The organism is Paenibacillus plantarum (genome assembly GCF_013141695.1).
In the GTDB taxonomy this organism is placed as follows: Bacteria; Bacillota; Bacilli; order Paenibacillales; family NBRC-103111; genus Paenibacillus_E; species Paenibacillus_E plantarum.
Window position 1 is genome coordinate 432,296 of record NZ_WHNY01000075.1, and the last position, 18,477, is coordinate 450,772.

Annotated in this window: 22 protein-coding genes; 12 read left to right on the forward strand and 10 right to left on the reverse strand. The window is 44.0% G+C overall.

What is annotated here, in order from left to right; translation table 11 throughout:
* Window positions 1-19 precede the first annotated feature (19 nt).
* Complete coding sequence (locus GC096_RS29960) at window positions 20-637, forward strand: stalk domain-containing protein (protein WP_171635423.1); 618 nt, start codon at window positions 20-22, stop codon at window positions 635-637.
* Between the two features lie 90 nt (window positions 638-727).
* On the forward strand, window positions 728-1,036 hold the full coding sequence (locus GC096_RS29965; RefSeq protein ID WP_171635424.1) for a DUF1292 domain-containing protein: 309 nt from the start codon (window positions 728-730) through the stop codon (window positions 1,034-1,036).
* 61 nt (window positions 1,037-1,097) lie between these two features.
* Here the strand turns inward: GC096_RS29965 and GC096_RS29970 are convergent, their stop codons facing one another.
* The gene (locus tag GC096_RS29970; protein WP_171635426.1) at window positions 1,098-1,517 is read right to left on the reverse strand and encodes a DUF1885 family protein; all 420 of its coding nucleotides are present in this window, start codon (window positions 1,515-1,517) and stop codon (window positions 1,098-1,100) included.
* A gap of 85 nt (window positions 1,518-1,602) precedes the next feature.
* Window positions 1,603-3,072 carry an aminotransferase class I/II-fold pyridoxal phosphate-dependent enzyme gene (locus GC096_RS29975; protein WP_171635427.1) on the reverse strand — a complete coding sequence of 490 codons (1,470 nt, stop codon included), beginning with the start codon at window positions 3,070-3,072 and terminating at the stop codon, window positions 1,603-1,605.
* Window positions 3,073-3,244: 172 nt separating this feature from the next.
* Between GC096_RS29975 and GC096_RS29980 the strand changes: the two genes are divergently transcribed.
* Together GC096_RS29980 and GC096_RS29985 are read left to right on the forward strand one after the other, a co-directional pair.
* Window positions 3,245-4,510: an MFS transporter gene (locus GC096_RS29980; protein ID WP_171635429.1), complete on the forward strand. Its 1,266-nt coding sequence runs from the start codon at window positions 3,245-3,247 to the stop codon at window positions 4,508-4,510.
* 33 nt (window positions 4,511-4,543) lie between these two features.
* Complete coding sequence (locus GC096_RS29985; RefSeq protein WP_171635431.1) at window positions 4,544-5,713, forward strand: MFS transporter; 1,170 nt, start codon at window positions 4,544-4,546, stop codon at window positions 5,711-5,713.
* Between the two features lie 178 nt (window positions 5,714-5,891).
* On the opposite strand, the gene GC096_RS29990 is transcribed toward GC096_RS29985, so the two are convergent.
* From GC096_RS29990 to GC096_RS30010, 5 genes are all read right to left on the reverse strand, one after another.
* On the reverse strand, window positions 5,892-6,548 hold the full coding sequence (locus GC096_RS29990) for a TetR/AcrR family transcriptional regulator (protein WP_171635433.1): 657 nt from the start codon (window positions 6,546-6,548) through the stop codon (window positions 5,892-5,894).
* 37 nt (window positions 6,549-6,585) lie between these two features.
* A complete protein-coding gene (locus tag GC096_RS29995; RefSeq protein WP_171635435.1) occupies window positions 6,586-7,617 on the reverse strand; it encodes an ABC transporter permease in 1,032 nt (343 codons plus the stop codon).
* Window positions 7,614-8,342, reverse strand: a complete 729-nt coding sequence (locus tag GC096_RS30000; RefSeq protein WP_246303050.1) for an ABC transporter ATP-binding protein — start codon at window positions 8,340-8,342, stop codon at window positions 7,614-7,616. Before GC096_RS30000 ends, GC096_RS29995 begins: the two co-directional genes overlap by 4 nt.
* Before the next feature lie 181 nt (window positions 8,343-8,523).
* Entirely contained in the window at window positions 8,524-9,204 is a 681-nt protein-coding gene (locus GC096_RS30005) for a hypothetical protein (protein WP_171635438.1), read from the reverse strand.
* Window positions 9,205-9,315: 111 nt separating this feature from the next.
* Window positions 9,316-9,954 carry a DUF1054 domain-containing protein gene (locus GC096_RS30010; protein ID WP_171635440.1) on the reverse strand — a complete coding sequence of 213 codons (639 nt, stop codon included), beginning with the start codon at window positions 9,952-9,954 and terminating at the stop codon, window positions 9,316-9,318.
* A gap of 197 nt (window positions 9,955-10,151) precedes the next feature.
* On the opposite strand from GC096_RS30010, the gene GC096_RS30015 reads away from it, so the two are divergent.
* The gene (locus GC096_RS30015) at window positions 10,152-11,006 is read left to right on the forward strand and encodes a stalk domain-containing protein (protein WP_171635441.1); all 855 of its coding nucleotides are present in this window, start codon (window positions 10,152-10,154) and stop codon (window positions 11,004-11,006) included.
* Window positions 11,007-11,010: 4 nt separating this feature from the next.
* On the opposite strand, the gene GC096_RS30020 is transcribed toward GC096_RS30015, so the two are convergent.
* Window positions 11,011-11,664, reverse strand: a complete 654-nt coding sequence (locus GC096_RS30020) for a response regulator transcription factor (protein ID WP_171635443.1) — start codon at window positions 11,662-11,664, stop codon at window positions 11,011-11,013.
* Window positions 11,665-11,678: 14 nt separating this feature from the next.
* Window positions 11,679-12,815 (reverse strand): sensor histidine kinase, encoded by a 1,137-nt coding sequence (locus GC096_RS30025; RefSeq protein WP_171635445.1) that lies wholly within the window; start codon window positions 12,813-12,815, stop codon window positions 11,679-11,681.
* Window positions 12,816-12,999: 184 nt separating this feature from the next.
* Here GC096_RS30025 and GC096_RS30030 point away from each other — a divergent pair, with 184 nt between their 5' ends.
* Genes GC096_RS30030 through GC096_RS30045 form a run of 4 tightly spaced genes read left to right on the forward strand, consistent with a single transcriptional unit; the run spans window position 13,000 to window position 15,966 of the window.
* Entirely contained in the window at window positions 13,000-13,935 is a 936-nt protein-coding gene (locus tag GC096_RS30030) for an ABC transporter ATP-binding protein (RefSeq protein ID WP_171635447.1), read from the forward strand.
* Between the two features lie 12 nt (window positions 13,936-13,947).
* Window positions 13,948-14,502: an ABC transporter permease gene (locus GC096_RS30035; protein ID WP_171635449.1), complete on the forward strand. Its 555-nt coding sequence runs from the start codon at window positions 13,948-13,950 to the stop codon at window positions 14,500-14,502.
* Window positions 14,499-14,816 (forward strand): hypothetical protein, encoded by a 318-nt coding sequence (locus tag GC096_RS30040; RefSeq protein ID WP_312886370.1) that lies wholly within the window; start codon window positions 14,499-14,501, stop codon window positions 14,814-14,816. Before GC096_RS30035 ends, GC096_RS30040 begins: the two co-directional genes overlap by 4 nt.
* Complete coding sequence (locus GC096_RS30045; RefSeq protein WP_171635452.1) at window positions 14,809-15,966, forward strand: ABC transporter permease; 1,158 nt, start codon at window positions 14,809-14,811, stop codon at window positions 15,964-15,966. Before GC096_RS30040 ends, GC096_RS30045 begins: the two co-directional genes overlap by 8 nt.
* A gap of 57 nt (window positions 15,967-16,023) precedes the next feature.
* On the opposite strand, the gene GC096_RS30050 is transcribed toward GC096_RS30045, so the two are convergent.
* A complete protein-coding gene (locus GC096_RS30050; protein WP_171635457.1) occupies window positions 16,024-16,146 on the reverse strand; it encodes a YjcZ family sporulation protein in 123 nt (40 codons plus the stop codon).
* 189 nt (window positions 16,147-16,335) lie between these two features.
* Here GC096_RS30050 and GC096_RS30055 point away from each other — a divergent pair, with 189 nt between their 5' ends.
* From GC096_RS30055 to GC096_RS30065, 3 genes are all read left to right on the forward strand, one after another.
* The gene (locus GC096_RS30055; RefSeq protein ID WP_171635459.1) at window positions 16,336-16,566 is read left to right on the forward strand and encodes a DUF6953 family protein; all 231 of its coding nucleotides are present in this window, start codon (window positions 16,336-16,338) and stop codon (window positions 16,564-16,566) included.
* 190 nt (window positions 16,567-16,756) lie between these two features.
* The gene (locus tag GC096_RS30060) at window positions 16,757-17,353 is read left to right on the forward strand and encodes a YkzI domain-containing protein (RefSeq protein WP_056612513.1); all 597 of its coding nucleotides are present in this window, start codon (window positions 16,757-16,759) and stop codon (window positions 17,351-17,353) included.
* A 108-nt stretch (window positions 17,354-17,461) separates the two neighbouring features.
* On the forward strand, window positions 17,462-18,466 hold the full coding sequence (locus GC096_RS30065) for a LacI family DNA-binding transcriptional regulator (protein WP_171635460.1): 1,005 nt from the start codon (window positions 17,462-17,464) through the stop codon (window positions 18,464-18,466).
* Window positions 18,467-18,477: the final 11 nt, after the last annotated feature.

The following is an 18,477-nucleotide window of genomic DNA, read 5'->3' on the forward strand; positions in this document are numbered from 1 at the left end:
GGTTGGAGGTTAAAGAGAGATGAAAGTTCAGCGCATTTTTACGTTGATGGTTGTGTTCTTTGTTTTAAGTACGGCTGCGGTAGTAGCCTCATCGATATGGGGGGATTATAAAGGGTATAGTATCGCTAGATTAGTCGTAAACAATCAAACGAAGGAATTCGCAGATTCCGATGTTCCGCCGCTTATTGTGGATGGCAAGACGGTACTTCCATTACGTGCAATGAGCGATGCTCTACAGTCCCTTCTCAGATGGGATGATGCGAGTAAAACAGCTTATTTGTTTAAGCCCAATGTACATATGTTCTTTACTACGGAAGTTCGTAAAGATTCGGCGATCGTCCCTTTCGGCGTTGTTGAACGAGGCAAACAAGCGGATTTTATCGTGTTCGCACAGGTAGACAACTTGAAAACAGGCATTAATTCCGTTCGCGTTTCCATTGTTTCTCCAAGTGGAAAAAGTGTGATTACACCTGTCGATAAATCAATCTCCGATTCCAAAGAATCGTTCTGGTTGAAGGTACCTGTATATGGTGTTTCATTCGATGAAGCGGGTACCTATGTTGTTAAATTTGCTATGCAGCAAAATGGAAGCAATGAGTACTCTGTCGTTTCGGAAAAGCAAATTCAATCGGAGTAACGCAAGCAGGGATTATCTGGTTTGACCTCTTAATATGAAAATGTTAGGATATTTAAGTAACTTATTACTTAATGAAATGAGGTTCTGCCTGTGAGCGATGAGAAGCATGTGCACGGCCCGGACTGTGACCACGATCACGACGAGCAAGGGGAAGACGTTTTTATCGTAACGGACGAGAACGGTGTAGAACATGAAATGGTCATGGTATATACCTTCCAATCTCAGGAGCAAGCGTATGCTGTTTTACTCGATCGTAATGATCCTGAAGCAGACGGCGTGATTTTCCGTGTTGAAGAAGAGGACGAAGATGCATTCCTCGTTAACATTGAAGATGAAGAAGAGTGGGAACGTGTAGTAACGATTTACAATGAAATCGTGGCTCAAGAAGGCGAAGAATAAGAGCTATACATAAGAACCCCCTAGCAGAGTGATCTGTTAGGGGGTTTCTGTTTGTGTTTATTCATTTTCTAGGATTGAAATACATGATTCTACCGTTAAATAGATGAAGTTCAGCTTTCAGAAGTTTGCCCAAATATTTGCAGAATTCATTGCCTTTGCTCTTGTCACCATGTGTAGCATTGTCTGGTAATACGAATTGCACGAACTGGCGCTCTTGCTCCTGGTTTTGTTCAGAACCGACCCCAACAACGATTGTATGATATAAAGCGTTGGTGCCTTTCAAATAAAACCATTTGCCTTCGCCTTCGGGCTTCGTCTCAATCGTATAAGGGAATCCGGCTTCGTCATATTCCCAACCAAGCTGTTTGGCTGTCAGGCTAAGTTGATCCCGATAATGCAGCAGCTTGTCCTTGATTTCATCCAAGGTAAGTGCCGCGACAGCGGATCCTGTTACGAATTTAATATAAGCGCTTTGAGCCATTCCTTGATCACCTCATTCGCAAAACATCACCCATATCATAGCATCATGTAAACGGTTTTACAATATATCCCTCAGAGTAGAGAGCTTAGAAGATGGCTTGTGTTTCTACGATCACTTTCACCTGTTGGACACTACGGTCTTCAGGCCCTTTAACAGGTAATCCGACCTCTACATGCTCAACAATATAATCAATTAGCTCTTGGGTAATTACTTCACCAGGGAGCAAGATCGGAATGCCGGGCGGGTACACATAGATAAATTCAGCAATGATTCGATCCGCAGAGTCTTTAAAAGGAAGGATTTCCGTTTCTCCATAGAAAGCATCACGTGGTGTCAATGTCAATTGTGGGATTGCAGGAACCTTGATGACAACTTCTTTAACTTCGGCAACATCATCATTGATGTGAGATAACTCTCGCAAAGCCGTTAATAGAATGTCTACATTCTCTGGTGTGTCTCCTGGTGTGAAAAGACAGAGGATGTTGTACATGTCACTCATCTCGACTTCGATATTGTAGTGATCTCGCAGCCAATTCTCTACTTCAAAGCCCGTGACACCTAGCTTACGAACGTGTACGCAGATTTTGGTAGGATCATAAGCGTAAGTGGCTTCATCCCCGAGGATTTCTTCCCCGAAGCAATAGAGGTTCGGAATCTCGTTGATTTGCTTACGCGCGTAGTGAGCAAGCTGAATCGTGCGTTCTGCCATTTCACGTCCGTTCAGAGCAAGGTGACGGCGAGATGTATCTAACGAACCTAGTAAAATATACGAAGTTGACGTCGTAGTCAGCATCGAAATGATCGTCTGAATACGTTTCGGATTCACGCGATTTCCTTTGACATTGAGGACAGAGCTTTGCGTCATGGAACCACCAAGCTTATGTACACTTGTAGCCGCCATATCAGCACCAGCATCCATAGCAGACATCGGCAGTTTCTCGTGGAAATGAATAAGCACACCATGCGCTTCATCTACAAGAACGGGCATATTGTAGCTGTGCACGAGATCTACGATTTCCTTAAGGTTCGTACATACGCCATAATAGGTAGGATTAATGACAAGTACGGCTTTCGCGTCCGGATGCTTTTCGAGTGCACGGCGAACAGAACGAGTCGGAATGCCGTGATCAATTCCTAGATTTTTATCACGTGCAGGTTGAATGAAAACAGGCTTAGCTCCAACGAAAATAATTGCGGCTAGTACGGATTTATGGACATTCCGCGGCACGATAATTTTATCGCCTTCGGAACAAACGGTCATAATCATTGTCATAATCGCTCCGCTCGTGCCTTGCACAGAGAAGAACGTGTGATCCGCGCCAAACGCATGTGCAGCCAGCTTCTGAGCTTCTTCAATAACGCCCATCGGCTGATGAAGATCATCTAGCGGTGCTATATTGATGAGGTCGATGGAAAGGGCATTATCGCCTATGAAAGCACGAAACTCCGGGTCCATGCCGACTCCTTTTTTATGGCCAGGAATGTGAAACTGAATTGGATTTCTTTCCGCATGCGCAAGCAATGCAGAGAACAGGGGTGTACGGGTATGATCCACCTGATTATCGCTTCCCTTCTATCGTGGATTGCTTGTCCAAAAGTTGCAACAAACAAAATGAGTATATCAAACTAGAGATATGATGCAAGTTAATTTTTTCAAAATAGTTTGCACAAAATGGGGTCAAACTAACACGAAGAAGTATAAATAGGCAAAAAAAAGGAGAAATCGGATGATTTGGATGCGAAAATGGCGGGATAATCGGCTTTTCTCACCATTTGTGATGGAATTGTTAATTATTATGTTCGTCGTAGAATTTGTAAAGGGAGCCTTACTTTTAACCGTTTTGCCGGTTTACATGACAACAGCGCTCGGTGCTTCTGCATTTGTTATCGGATGGACGTTGGCTGCGCAATATATTGGCGATAATGTATTACGTACACCTGTGGGTTGGATTATTGATCGGCTAGGTTATCGTGTGACTATGCTAACAGGTGTGTTGTTGACTTTCCTTTCCGTTATTATCATGGCAATCACAACCCAATATTTGTGGATGATCGTTGGTTGTGCACTACTCGGATTTGGGACAGCCCCATTGTGGCCATGTGTTATTACAGGAACGACTGAAGTAGCAGGCGATGAGGGGAAAGCGACGATCATGAGTGTCGTTTATATGGCATGGTTGTCTGGGGTAGGGCTTGGTCCTGTGGCGATTAACTTCTTCGTTGGTGAGAATAACTATGCCTTTGCATTCAAGCTGCTTATCGGCTGTATGACAGTAGTCGTGCTGGTCGCGCTCATGCTTCCACGCAAACAGAAGGTAGCTAACACCGCTCGTGATTTAGAAGAGGAACAGGTTGCCCTCAAGTTGCATCACGTACAAAAGCCTACTTGGTTACATCGTGTATCTACCTATTTAAGCGAGGTTCGGAAATCGATGTCGATCAGTCCACTGATGTTTCCGGCTATGTTTGCTCAGACATTTGCTCTTGGGATATTAACACCGATTCTAACGCTATATGCCAAAGAAGTATTGATGCTATCTTCTTTTCAATACAGCCTATTTTTGGTCGCTGGAGGTGCGGTTACCGTCATATTTCTGATTCCAATGGGCAAAATGGTAGACCGCTTAGGGATTCGCCCGTTTTTACTTATCGGGTTTACACTTAGTGCAGCAGCCTTACTTCTTTTCACTTACGTGAAATCCATGAGCATGCTGTACATCTTAGTGGCGCTGCTTGGTGTAGGTTATGCTTTCATTATTCCTTCTTGGAATGCGTTGATTGCTTCTGCCATTCCACCTGAGAAAAGAGGGGCAGTCTGGGGTTTTTTCCTCACGATTGAAGGATGTGGGATGATCGTAGGCCCTATTGTGTCGGGTAAGCTTTGGGACGTATACGGATATCATGCGCCTTTCCTTACAAGTGGATTTGTACTTATCTTGTTACTTGTTCTTCAAATGTTCATTTCCATCCCCAAAAAAGGTATGGTACGATAAGGAAAAAGAATTGGTTTGGAGGCTTAATGCATCATGAATAAACAGATTGGAATCATCATGTTGTTGCTGATGACGATCTTTATTGGTTTCGGAATTATCATTCCAGTGTTGCCAGAAGTCGTGACTGGAGCGGGAGCGAAGTTTCATAACGCCGTACTCTTGTCGGTGTACTCAGCAGCTTCCTTCTTAATGTCTCCCATCTGGGGAGGCTTATCGGATCGTATTGGGCGTAGACCGATAATTCTCATCGGACTGCTAGGCTTTAGTGTGAGTTTCTTAATTTTCGGCTTCGCCAATGATCATTTATGGATCATGTATGTATCCCGTATTCTAGGCGGCTTATTCTCAGGCGCGGCGACGGCTTGTGCTGTAGCTTATGTAGCAGATATTACAACCGCAGAGAATCGGACCAAAGGTATGGGCATGGTTGGGATGTCGATTGGGCTAGGTTTTATCTTCGGACCAGCAGTTGGCGGGATTGTTAGCAAATGGGGAACGTACACGCCATTCTTTGTAGCTGCTGCGCTTTCATTTGCTTCGTTCCTTTTAGCAGCTGCGATACTTAAAGAATTCTTGACATCGGACAAGCGCAGATCTTCGAAAGAAAAAGCACCTTCGCGCTGGACTGCTTTCGATGGTGCTTCTAAGTACTTGTACGTATTGTCATTCTTCGTGTCGTTCACGTTGGCAGGACTTGAAGCAACGCTTCAGTATTATCAAATGGACAAAATCGGCGCTACGCCGTTTGACATTGGCATGATGTTCCTCGCGAGCGGCATCGTCGGCGCCTTGATCCAGGGCGGCGTTGTACGCCGCCTCGTGAAGCAAGGTGCCGAACAGTTCGTCATCGGCATCGGGTTATTGCTCTCAGCAGCTGGCTTTTTCCTGCTGCTGTACTCCAGCAGCGTCGTAACCGCTGCAATTTACTTATCAGTCTTCGGCGCAGGCAACGCGCTGATCAGACCGTGTGTGACGTCGCTGATTACGCAGCGTACGAAGGTTGGACAAGGCGTCGCGACAGGCCTCAGCTCCTCCATGGATAGCCTCGGCCGCATAGCAGGCCCGCTCCTTGGCGGAGCGGTGTTCGCGATCGCCCACTCGCTGCCGTTCATCATCGGCGGCGTGCTTTGCCTAGCTGCGATCTTGCTGCTGCAGCGCTTCATTATGGTTGATCGCCAAACTACCGCGCAACGAGCGGTTTAGCTTAACGTAAAAAGCTGCACATCCATATCTCCGGAAGGAGAGGGATGTGCAGCTTTTTGTTTGGTTATTTTTCTCCATAAGGTTAGGTGTTTGTCGATAAAATCGACTTACAAATAGCGGCCTCCTGTGGCGTTTGGTCTCCTGCAAGTAGAAAAAATCGACTAACTCCACTCAACTGCTATCGTGGCGACAGACCATACAAAATAAACTTAATCGTATAGTCGATTTCTTTCTCTTCATCCCAGTCCGCATCAGGGACGAGAAGAAAACGAGTAATGAGAAAGCCGACTATCGTGGAGACGATCAGACGCATTGTAGTTGGCGCAGGGAGTTCAATGATTTGCCCCTGCTTCTGGAAATGCCGAATGGCTTTATAAGCTTTCTCCAGCACTAGAACTGCCACTGTTTCTTTGAATTGTTCGCGAAGCTCGTTGTGGAACGGGATTTCATGCATGAAGATTTTGATGACTGGAAAGTGCCTTCGCGCAAATTCTAAGCGATTCACAATAATCGCACGTAGGAATTGCTCGACATCGGGGTAATCAGCTTCCAAAACCTTCGTAAAATCTTTAACAGCAAATGGTGCAATGAGCTTGGACATCATCGGTGCTACGATCGAGAGAAGCAGCTCTTTTTTTGTTTTGTAATGACGGAAGATCGTGCCTTCCGCGACGCCAGCTTTCTGGGCAATCTCGCTTGTAGAGGAGCCTGCAAAACCTTTCTCAGAGAAAATCTCCACAGCCGCTTGAACAATCTTAATCTGTTTATCGGTCATTTTCTCTTCTTCGTCGTTCAGACGCAGCAGTTCAGTTAACCATGGCTCGATCTCGGACATTGCATTCACCTCTTTCTCCGTTCTAGACATCCATCCATTATATCTTACGATGCTTCTTTAATGCCACAATATTCAAGATCATAAAGACGAGGGTAAAGGCTGCAAGTACAAGCACATCAAGCCAGATGCGATCCCAGCCTGCGCCGCGAATCATAATATTCCGCAGAGCGTCGGCGCCATAGTACAGCGGCATCAAATGACCAATCCAACGTAGGTAGACAGACATTGTATCCAAGCTGAACAATCCGGAGAAGAAGACCTGAGGCACAATGATGAGCGGGATGAACTGAATCATTTGGAACTCATTGTTCGCGAAGGCAGAAATTAGCGTTCCCAGTGAGAGCGCAGCAAGAGCCAATAACAGGGTAATCAGCAGCACATACCAGAAGGATCCTACCATCATCAGGCCGAGGACGCTCGTTGCAAACCAAGCAATAAGTGTCGCTTGCAAGGTAGTGAAGATTCCAAAACCAAGGATGTACCCCACAACGATCTCCCATCGACGCAATGGTGTAGCGAGCAATCGTTCCAAGGTCCCGCCTGTACGTTCTCTCAAGAAGGACACGCCTGACAATAGAAAGACGAAAAAGAAAACGAAAAATCCAATAAGTACCGGTCCGAAATTGTCAAAAGCGGCCATATCAGCGGCACCGTGTAAATACGTTATCGTTGGTGCAAGTGCGGCTGCGGTGCCTGTCGGGGCGGAGTTTTGCAATGCTTTTTGTAACAGGAAAAGAACAGCTTTATTCTTGCTTGGATCACTGCCTTCCAGGGTTAATTGCGGTGTAGTTCCATTCATGACGAGCACAGCATCTAAGTGAACATTATCCAGTTCTGTTTGCGCTTCTTCTGCCGTGTAGACGGTAACCTCCGCGTTCAAATCCTGCAGCTTCTGAATGAGCGGGGCAGGAACATTTACGGCGCCAAGTTTGGGCACATAGGTGTTGCCATTGAAAACCAAGGACATCATGAACAAAATGAGCATAGGAGCTACTAGCATCATCATGAGCGTTCTTTTATCATGGAAAAATTGGCGAAGAATGCGTATAACAATGGCTCGAATTCTCATGCGTGAGCACCTCCATACACTAAGAATGCTTCTTCAATCGTGGAGGAAGAGGTCGCGTGTTTTAACTCCTCAGGCGTGCCTATGGCGGTGAGACTTCCGTCTCGAATCATGCCGAGTTGATGGCATTTGTCTGCTTCATCCATCACATGTGTGGTCAAAAGAATAGTAGTGCCATTCAGACTCAGATTCGTCAGCTCCTGCCAGATCGATTTGCGTAAGACAGGGTCAATCCCTACGGTAGGTTCATCGAGAATAAGTATACTTGGCTCATGGAGCAAGGAAATGGCAAGCGATAACCGTCGCTTCATGCCTCCCGAATAGTTGCTGACTTGCTTCTTCAGATGATCGCTCAAATTAACAAGCTCCATGACCGTTTCAATTCGCTGCTTGCATTTGGCGCCTTTGAGTCCATATAAGGCTGCGAAAAAAGCCAGGTTCTCCTGCGCCGTCAATTCGGTGTATAAGGCATCTGATTGCGCCATATAGCCGATTTGGGAGAGCATAGCTAGCTGTGGCATCTTCTGGCCAAGTACGGTCACCTGACCGGATGTAGGGGCATCAATGCCTGCGATCATGCGGACAAGTGTTGTTTTACCCGAACCGGAAGGACCCAGGAGTCCAAAAATCTGTGAACGAGGAACCGCAAGCGTAATGTTCTTCAGAACCGTTTTCTCACCAAATTGCTTGCTGACTCCTTGCACTTGAATCGATGTGGCGGATGTCATGGTCTGCACCTCTTTCGATAAATAATAAAGTGAGTAATCACTCATTTTTAATCCTAAACCAATCATACGATAAATTTATGCCGTTGAGAAGTGAGTAATCACTCATTTTTTCTGAAAAGTTGAGATGCAAATAATGAAAAAGAGGCATTCCATAGAATGCCCCTCCTGTTAACGCCAAACGCTACTTTTTCGCTTTTGGTTCCATTTTGTGATCAACCCACTTCTCAATAGAAGGTGTTAATTGATCCTTGATCGATACCACTAGCTTGTCTTTGGAAATACCTTTCGCTTGCGCAATTTCAGCTAAAGACTTACCTGCATGCAGTTGTGCACGGAGTTCGTCTTTACTCATGCCAAGCGATTTTGCGAGCTTTTCAGTGTCGGGTTTTAAGCCGAACTTATGTTTGCCATGCCCAGGGTGGTGAGCTAGCAGGTTCTTCTCATTGAGAATGAACTTCAAATGCTCGCCGAGCTTTTGCTTCATGTGCTCGCCTTGGTCAGCAGTCAGCTTGCCATCTTTCACAGCGGTTTCAATCTTCGTCGTCCGAAGTTGTTGCAGCTTCGCAGTTAGATCGGCTTCTGAGATACCTTTTTCAGCGGCGACTTCTACAATGCTTTTCCCGCTCTTCAGCGACTTGAAGAGAACTTCTTTGTCAACACCGATAACCGTTGCGGATTCTTCAATAATCGGCCATTTCCGTTTATGGTGTCCGCTATGACCCGTCTCATCTGACTGTTGCAATGTAACGGTTGGCTGATCTTCGGAATCAGGGTTCTGTGCGACAGCAGAGAGGCTGCCACCCAAGATACAGGTGAGAGCGATGGAGCTGATGAGCAGCTTCCTAATGTTTGTTACTTCCATGGGATTCGAGGCCTCCTTTCCTGTTTATTGGGAATTACAGGATTTAGTCTGCGCAGGAAAGCCACGTTTTAGTTGAAAGCAACCTTAATTTAATATAAATTTTTCGTGAAATTAGAGCGATGGTGTGTCGACAGCAAGTTTGTACAACGGAATCAGCTTCGCAAAGGTTTGTTCGATTAAAAGTTCCAACTCAGCAGGTTTTGCTAACACAGGGTCATCGAAACGGAGGTTTCGACCGATGAGCAGCTCTGCTTTTTTGACATCACGGAAGCGAATTAAGGCTTCGTTCCAGCCTGTAGTGTCGAGTTGAGACACGGAAATCGTATCTTTTTTCATATGATCAAAAGAAAGTAGGAAATCTGTTGGAATTTCGGCTTGAATCCTCTTCAAATTGTTCATATAAGTCGTAGCGATATTGCCTTTGTTCGGTAGCTCATAAATGAGTGCAAGCCAGATGAAAACGCGATCATCGAAAAGACCGACCTGGAAGTGAGGCACTTGCTTGTAGCCGCGTTTGTTCGGACAGATAGCCATCCAGGTATCCACAGGCGGATTGATCTTACGACGTAAGTGTTTCGCAATATGGAGGAACATCTCGGTTCCCGATTGGACAGATAATTCGGTTGCCAATACATCGCCAAGGCCTTTGAATTTAGGTTGAATTCGCTCGCGAATGGCGGCCATACGTCCGTCTAATCCCTCAATAGCGAAGGTATCGAAATCGTGTTGTGTAAATCCTGTAAAACTCATAATGGAAGTTCCTCATTTCACTTGCATGTTTTTCAACTATTCTAAAGCAATTTCGACCAACTCGCAATGAATCAAGCGCATGGTTTGGTTAGTTTTTATAGGTCAATAGACGGATATTGTCGAAACAAGGAGGTAAATTAAGGTAGTTGTCGAATGAGTTAAGGTAACAAGCTAGGAATGGTACAGGAGGAATTTGAATGATGAAGATGCCAAAATGGTCGAAGGTTGCAATCGTTGGAACACTAATGGGAACATGCTTTGGTGCAGGTGTATATGCACAAGATGTACTTCAACGTGTCGATGCATATCTCAGGAGTGATTATAAAGTTGTCGTAAATGGTCAAGCTGTTCAATTAGCGAATCCGCCATTAATTTATAATAATTCAAGTTATTTGCCGGTTAAGGAGTTGGCTGGTTATTTAGGCGCAGTCGTGAATTGGCAGGAAAACACGAAAACGATTTATGTAGTCCCACGTGTGAATTCGAATCAGCCGACTGAAGGGAATGAGTCGAATTATACAGAGATTATTCTGCAATATCCCTATGCGCAATATGTGGATTATCAGGGAGCAACCTACCCAGTCCTATTAAACAACACCGATCAAACGTATTATCGGCTAAGTGATATTGAACGAATGGGGATCCGTACGGATGCTTTACGTAAGGCTAAAGAAAAATTTACGGGTCAAGTGTATGTAAGTGAATCGGAATTAAAGAATGTGTGGGGGAACCAGCCCCCGCAAATATCGTATACGAATTACGAGACTCTCGTCATAACCGAAGAGAAAGATCCGTTAAAGCTGAAGAAATTAAGAGAATATGTAACTGATTTTCAATTTTTACCGATTAATGGTGTTGTCATTGCTTCTAACCCGATCATCATAGATAAATTACCGGAAGAAAATACATATAGCTATTTGACAAATGATAATGGTCATTTTTATCTAACTAAACTTACCTTGACTCAATCAACGGGATGGAATAATGAAATTATTTATTTCGTTGGAAGTTCTTCGAAAGAAGACATCGAGGCGGGTAAAGTCGTGAATTAGTTCCTCATCCTCGTTGCTTCTTCAGATAGAATATGGCAATTTGCGTACGATCTCGAAGATTCAATTTACTTAAAATTTCAGTTACATAGTTCTTCACCGTACCTTCGCTCAGGAATAGCTCCTGGGCGATTTCTTTATTTGAAAGGCCTTCGGAGATTTTAGCAATGATTGCCTGCTCATTAGCTGTCAAGCCATAACCATCTAATGGTTGGGCCGGTGCATCAGCTTTTGGTGGATTATCTTGAATGAAACTGGTTAGTTTCTTCGCAATATCAGGATGAATGAGCAAATTCCCTTGCTTCACCGTCTTAACGCCTTGAATAATACGATCTGGGGAAATATTCTTTAATAAATAACCGCTGGCGCCGTTTCGTAGTGCTTGTATGATGTACGCATCATCATCAAAGGTAGTCAGAATCAGTATCGCGATTTCCGGGTACGCTTCCTTGATTTGTTTCGTACCTTGAACACCATCACAGAGTGGCATACGGATATCCATGAGGACTACATCGACTAGTGTTCCATTTTGAATAAAGGCAAGAGCTTCGTTCCCGTTCGTACAAGTTCCAACAACCGTGATTTCAGGATCAAGTCCAATAATTAATTGTAAGCTTTCACGAATAAATGGATCGTCGTCGGTTATGAGTACATGAATCATCAACAATCCCCCTTTTAATTAGCTTCATTGTGTCGAAAAGCTGGCAGGACGGTAGTTACGGTGAACTGTTCGTCATTCGAAATATAAAGTTGCCCGCCAATCACTTTAATTCGTTCTTCCATACCAGATAAACCAAGCCCTTTAACCGTAGGCTCCATCTGACGTGTGCCATTATTAGAGACTCCCATGGTCACTTGATTGGCTGCGTACTGCAACGTGATCAGAACGTATGTCGCAGTGCCATGCCGAATCGCATTAGAGATCGCTTCCTGCGCATTTCGGTAAAGAATGTACTCAAGGCTAGGATACAATTCATAAGGCATTCCCTGAATATCGAGTTCAATGTCGATAGCGTTCTCTCGCGTTAGCTCATCAATTAACGTAGTCAAGGAATAACTTTGCAGCGAATGCTTGTTCGGTTTCAATCGACGTACAGTTGAACGAAGGAGTTCCATACTCTCACCGAGTTGATCGCGAACAGAACGCAGCATCTCAGTACCTTTGCTTGGTTGAGAGGGGAGGATGGTAAGTGAGGCCTCCATCATCATTTTGATTCGAATAAGCTTATGTCCTAAATCGTCATGCAAATCATGTGAGATGCGGTTACGTTCTTCCGTTTGGGCAATGTTCTCTACTTTTCGGGCATAATCCATTAATTGAAGACGGGCTTCATCCAATTCATAATGCTGCTTTCGGAGTTGATCATAGAGCAGCTCAACATCATCTTTATTTTTTTTCATTCGCTGAAGCTGGAAAGAGAGGATAGCGATTGTTCCAAACATCACGTTGGCAAAGATGAAATACATAGCTGGTTGATTTTGCAAGGAAACATTAAGAACAAGAAGCTGCAGCAGAATTGCGATGAATTGCTGCTTCCGATTCAACTTGGGTACGTAAGTCAGAAGGGTTGAGAAGAACGAAAGAAACCAAACTCCTTTGAAGTGATAACTCATCCAGCCAGTACAGGCGATTTCAAGGAGGAGCATCCAGTTCGTGTTTGGGAAGCGTGTTCGTCTCATTTCGATCAGTCCAATAAATAGGAGTACGAATAGCGCATAGGAGTCATTGGATATGTAGGTTTCCAAATACATGGAAGCGATCGCAGGTACGAGTAGGAGAAGATAGCGTGTGAGCAAGAGTTGGTTTATCAATCGAGATTCGCATCCTTTATCTTAGTAAAGAAAGTATAGCATACGACTTTTTGTTGGATAACACTTTTCTTATCAAAAATAAAGTGACTTTTGTCACTTTGTAAAATGACTTCTTCTACCTGTCGAGTTGCTTGCAAAAGCGTACAATTACGGTAATAAGTGCAGTGAAGAAAGGGAGAGATGTATGAGCTTTGTTCAATTGAAGGATGTAGTTAAGAAATATGACAATCGTATTTCTGTAGATCATCTGAATTTGACGATTCGAGAAGGTGAAGTTTTTGGTCTGTTAGGACCGAATGGAGCGGGCAAAAGTACAACGATTAAAATGCTAAGCGGATTGCTGAAAATCGATCAAGGTGACATCTTGGTAGGTGACAAATCTGTTGCTAAATACCCGATGGAAGTCAAGCGTAATTTGGGGCTCGTGCCCCAAGATTTAGCGATATATGAAAACTTAACAGCTCGGGAGAACGTCACTTTTTTCGCTAAATTATATGGGTTGAGAGGAAAGCTGCTTAAGGATCGAGTGGAGGAATCGTTGGCCTTTGTGGGACTCCTAGATCGTGCGAGTGATAAGCCTAGTTCATTTTCAGGTGGCATGAAACGAAGACTGAATATCGCTTGTGCCATCATGCATCAACCGAAGCTGATTATTATGGATGAACCAACGGTGGGGATCGACCCTCAATCACGTAATCATATTTTAGATTCGGTAAGAGAATTGAACCGAATGGGATCGACTATCCTTTATACCTCCCACTATATGGAAGAAGTGTCGGCTATTTCGACGAGAGTCGGGATTATGGATCATGGTCATCTCATCGCTTGCGGAACGCAGGAAGAGCTGCGTAATCAAGTTTCCCAAGACAATAAAATTGTGCTTCAAATTACGAACCTCACGGACCAAGCAGTTAAAGAGTTGAGAGAGTATCCGTTGATAAAACAGTTAAATGCAAATGAACAAACTCTTGAACTGATCGTAAGCGCGTCACAAAGTTATTTGCAAGATATCCTCTTCATTTTGTCTAAACATCAGGTAAAAATACAATCGCTCACGCAGGTGGAGCCTGATCTAGAAGCTTTGTTCCTGTCATTGACCGGAAGAACCTTGAGAGATTAGGGGGAGATTCACATGCCAATTTGGACCATTGCTAAATATGAAATCCTCAGGAAATTGCGGACCCGCTATGTGCTGTTGATTCAATTTCTAATGCCCTTACTGCTCATTTTTATTTTGGGATCAGCTCTCTCAGGCGTGTTTAAGGTCGAGGATAAAGCATTAAATTCAGTCAAGGTTGATATCCTTCAATCGGATTCAGGAGCTTTGCAGGAAGGTTTTCAAAAATTCTTGGCATCTCCAGAGACCCTAAAGCACCTGCAAACCCATGTGATATCATCACGCGAGGAAGCGATAAATCGGTTGAAGGATGGAGAATCTGAATTTGCAGTTATCATTCCGAACAATTTCAGTGCTCAGGTGCAGGCGGGAAAAGCAGCCCAGTGGGAGATGATATTGGGTCATGATTATTTGAAAAATGTAACAGCTCAAATGGTGTTTCGCACCTATTTCGATAAAGTGAATCAGATGCAGGCTATTCAGATTACAACTCGTACAAAACCAAGCTATTCTATGGTGTGGATTGGGGTTCTCAATTCCTACCACTCTTTCTTATTTGTTTATGTATGATTCTAGCTTCTATGAGTTTGGCCATCGTCGTCATGCTCCTCTTCCAATCAGATAGTATGATTGCGGCGATTTTTCAAACGGGCATTATGATTATGACATTCTTAAGTGGGGGCTTTACACCGCTTCCTGATGGATTCCTTAAGCAAGTAGGTTCATACACATTAAACTATTGGGGGATGCAAAGTATGTTTCAACTCATGCTGGGGAATGAAACGTCTATAGTCGCGCATCACTTATTGATTTTAGTTTGCATGGCCATTGGCTTGTCACTAATCGCATTTCTTGTTTACCGTAAAGGGGGATATCATGAATAGTCTGGCGATCGCTCTAAATATGCTGCGCCGTTCCCTTTTTCAACGAAAAGGACTTCTCATGTATTTGGTTATTCCGGCTGCCGCGGTGTCACTCATCATTACTGTTCTTGGTAAACAAAGTGAGCATCGAGCAGACATCGCTTATCTTAATTTGGATCAAGGTGCATTAGGCACGCAGGTCGTACAAGAGTTAAGTGCATTACCTGATTATCGATTGACATTGGCTGCATCTGAAGCCGATTTGAAAAACGATGTTATTAAACAGAAGGTTACGGGTGCCTTCATCATACCTGCAGACTTAAGTGAAAAGTTATTAGCAGGAGGAACTTTGCCGCAGCTTGACATGTATCAACTCAATTCGAATGAATCCACGATTACATTCAAAATAAGTCTGGAAGGCATTTTATCCAGGTATCAAGATACGATTGCTTTATACAGTAAACAAGGTCTGACAGAGACTGATTTGCGAGAGAGAACCTTGCAAACCATTTCTCAAATTCAAAAGTATCAAGTTAGTCCTATAATAACGGATTTGGATTTGTATACGAATCCTAACATGCATATCGTGATTGGACTCATGCTGATCTTTATGATGGGCTTAATGAACAATACAGTGTCTCTCGTTATGGAAGATCGAAGACTTCGTACATTAGCAAGAACGTACACGGCGCCAGTTAGAGCTTTTGAAATTGTAGCAGGAAATTTCTTGGGCAGTTTTGTTGTGGGTACACTTCAAGTGCTAGTTATCCTCTTCATTACTAGATACGTGGCTGGATATGAGTACGGCCTCCCATTCATATCTCATTTTGTCATTTTAGAATTTTTCCTGTTAGCGAGCATGGGAATTGCCAGTGCTGTAGCGAGTATGGTGAAAAATGCGACTAACATGAATGTGATAAACGCTCTTGTTGTTACGCCAACCTGCATGTTGGGCGGATGTTTCTGGCCGATTAGCCTCATGCCGGAATGGATGCAAAAGCTCGCAAACTTTGTTCCGCAAAAGTGGGCACTCGATGCTATCGAACGTATGTCTGCAGGAGAACCATTGTCTCAGCTATGGATGAATATGGGGGTATTGGCATTATTCGGTCTTATCCTAATGAGCATTGGCTCAGCAATCCTCAATCCAGCGGAATCTGAGGCTGGTTAAATAAACTCAAAGGGCAGCTCCTGAAGTACAGGGCTGCCCTTTATCAACTGTGAAGTATTAGATTACAAAAGCGCTAGTGATAATAACCAACAAGATGAAAAGAACCAAAATTGCTGCAGAAGATCCAAATCCACCGCCGCCACAGCCAACTCCACCAACACCTGCTACGCCATAACCCATTTCATTCACCCTCTCTGTTTGAAGTCTTGTTCATTGACTTTCGACATAGCATATGGAGCAATAGGGCAGATGGAATGGGCTGTGCGAGAATTCGGTCATGATTGTGCTGGTGTCCTTAGTCAGGTGCGGAAATTACAAGGATTTATGGTATAATGATCGAATGGACAAGGAAAGGAGAATGGTTGGAGTATGACAGAGAATGAAATTGCAGAGTGGATGTTGAATGAGTTGAAATCGGCAGGGATTTTGTATCAAAAGGATGCCGTAGACTATATTCTTAAGACTTATGGGGAATCCTTTATTTATGTCAATGACAATGGGAATCAAGCCATTTCCAAAGAGGTCAAGAAAATCTTCAAGAAATTGCATGGCGGTAGAGCCGCATGGGAACGCGATGGATTTTTCTGGGGCTGGCATTAATCATAGGATGGCAAGAACATGGGCTGTAGCTGATGGCAAACAGGCATCGGCTTTTTTGTGCGCTTTCTTTTAAAAAAATATCCATAATCCAAGTTGCTAAAACATAGAATTCATAATAAGATAACTGTAAGAACACAAGTTGTCTGAATATTTAAATAAATGGTTTGCGCCAATTATGGAGGGGATTGCCGTGAGTAAGAGTCATGAAGTGGAGTATTGCAACCTAGAGTTACGATTTGATCGCCGGCTAATCCGGAACTTCATTAAAGCCCTCATCCAAGAAGGATATTCGCTCTACTGGAACGAAAGTGAACTTCAGTTTATCATCTCAATACGCACAGGGCGCAAGTTGATCAAGCTGAAATTCGAACGAATTGGCGAGAAGTATAAGATTGTTGGCAATTATTCGTTCAAAGATGAGAAGCTTGCTGAAATGATGGAGAAGCTGATCGGAGATACTCGCGGTCATGCCGTTGTAAAAAGATTCAAGGATCGGCAAATTCTCATTGAGAATATTATGTTCGGGGAAATCATCCGCATGGTGGAGATTAGCGGAATTGAACATAAGGTGCTGTATCAGAAGGAGCCTGCTGTGACCGTAGAAGAAGTCATGCAAGCACTAAGATCGAAGCGGACAGACGAACGCATCCCTATTTTGCGCATGGAGCTTGATTATGAATTAGCTACGCTGCAAGATGCACTCTCATCCGGGGATACCAAAGCCGCGATGGAAAGTAAAGTTAAATTGATCGAATTGAGACAAGAAATGCTTCTATTGGAGATGTGAGAATGAATAGTGTGCTGGGATGAAAGAGAGCCTGTATGAACGTATACGGGACTCTCTTTTGTGTGTTTATAGGGGGAGAAGAATGAAACATATACAGGAGCTGAAGCCATGAAAGTCAATATTTTTGATGTAGCGAAGAAAAGTGGACTTTCTGTGGTCACGGTCTCCCGCGTGATCAATCAAGCGGGTACGGTGCGCGAGAGGAATCGGCAAAAGGTGCTGCAAGCCATGAAGGAGCTGGACTATCAGCCGAATGCAGCTGCTCGCAGTTTAGCCAGAGGGAAGACAGGTATTATTGGCGTTGCGATATCGACCCTCAACGATTCATTCTTCGATGCCGTGGTGAAAGAAATGAATGATCGCTTAGCAGAGCGCGGCTATTTCCTTGCATTATCGGTCTCGACCGATGTCTTCAAATCCTTTGAGAACTCTTTATTTCAAGAAGATCGGGTAGATGGGTTAATCGTCGTGTCTCCCACGAATGAATTTGCCTATATAACGGAGTTGCAGAAGAAGAAAATCCCTTTTGTGCTGATTGATAATCAGTATTGTCATGATGCAGTATCGTCTGTCATTGTAGATAACTTCATCGGCGGCTATGAAGCAACCAAGCATCTTATTGATCTCGGGCATCAAACGATTGCTCATATTCGCGGGCCAGAGCCCTTCCTGAGCAGTGCGGAACGTGAGCGTGGATATATTCATGCGATGTCGGAAGCAGGTTTGACTGAGTTGTGGATTGAACAAGGGGATTTTAGCATCTCTTCTGGCTACGATATTGTAGATGGTTGGATACGTAATAAGAAGGTACCAACTGCTATATTTGCAGCAGATGATTTCATTGCAATCGGCTTGATGGATGCATGCAAAACGGTAGGATACCGAATTCCCAATGATATTTCAATCATCGGCTTCGACGATCAAATATTCGCGTCTGAATTTCGTCCGCACTTAACAACGGTGCGTCAGCCTGCAGGAGAGCTAGGGCGTTGCGCCGTCGATGAGTTAATACGCAAGATTGATGGTGTGGTAGACGCAGATACGTATCACACGATTAAGTTGCTGCCAGAATTAGTAGTGAGACAATCGACAGCAAAGAGAAATCATACATAAATGAGTTGTGG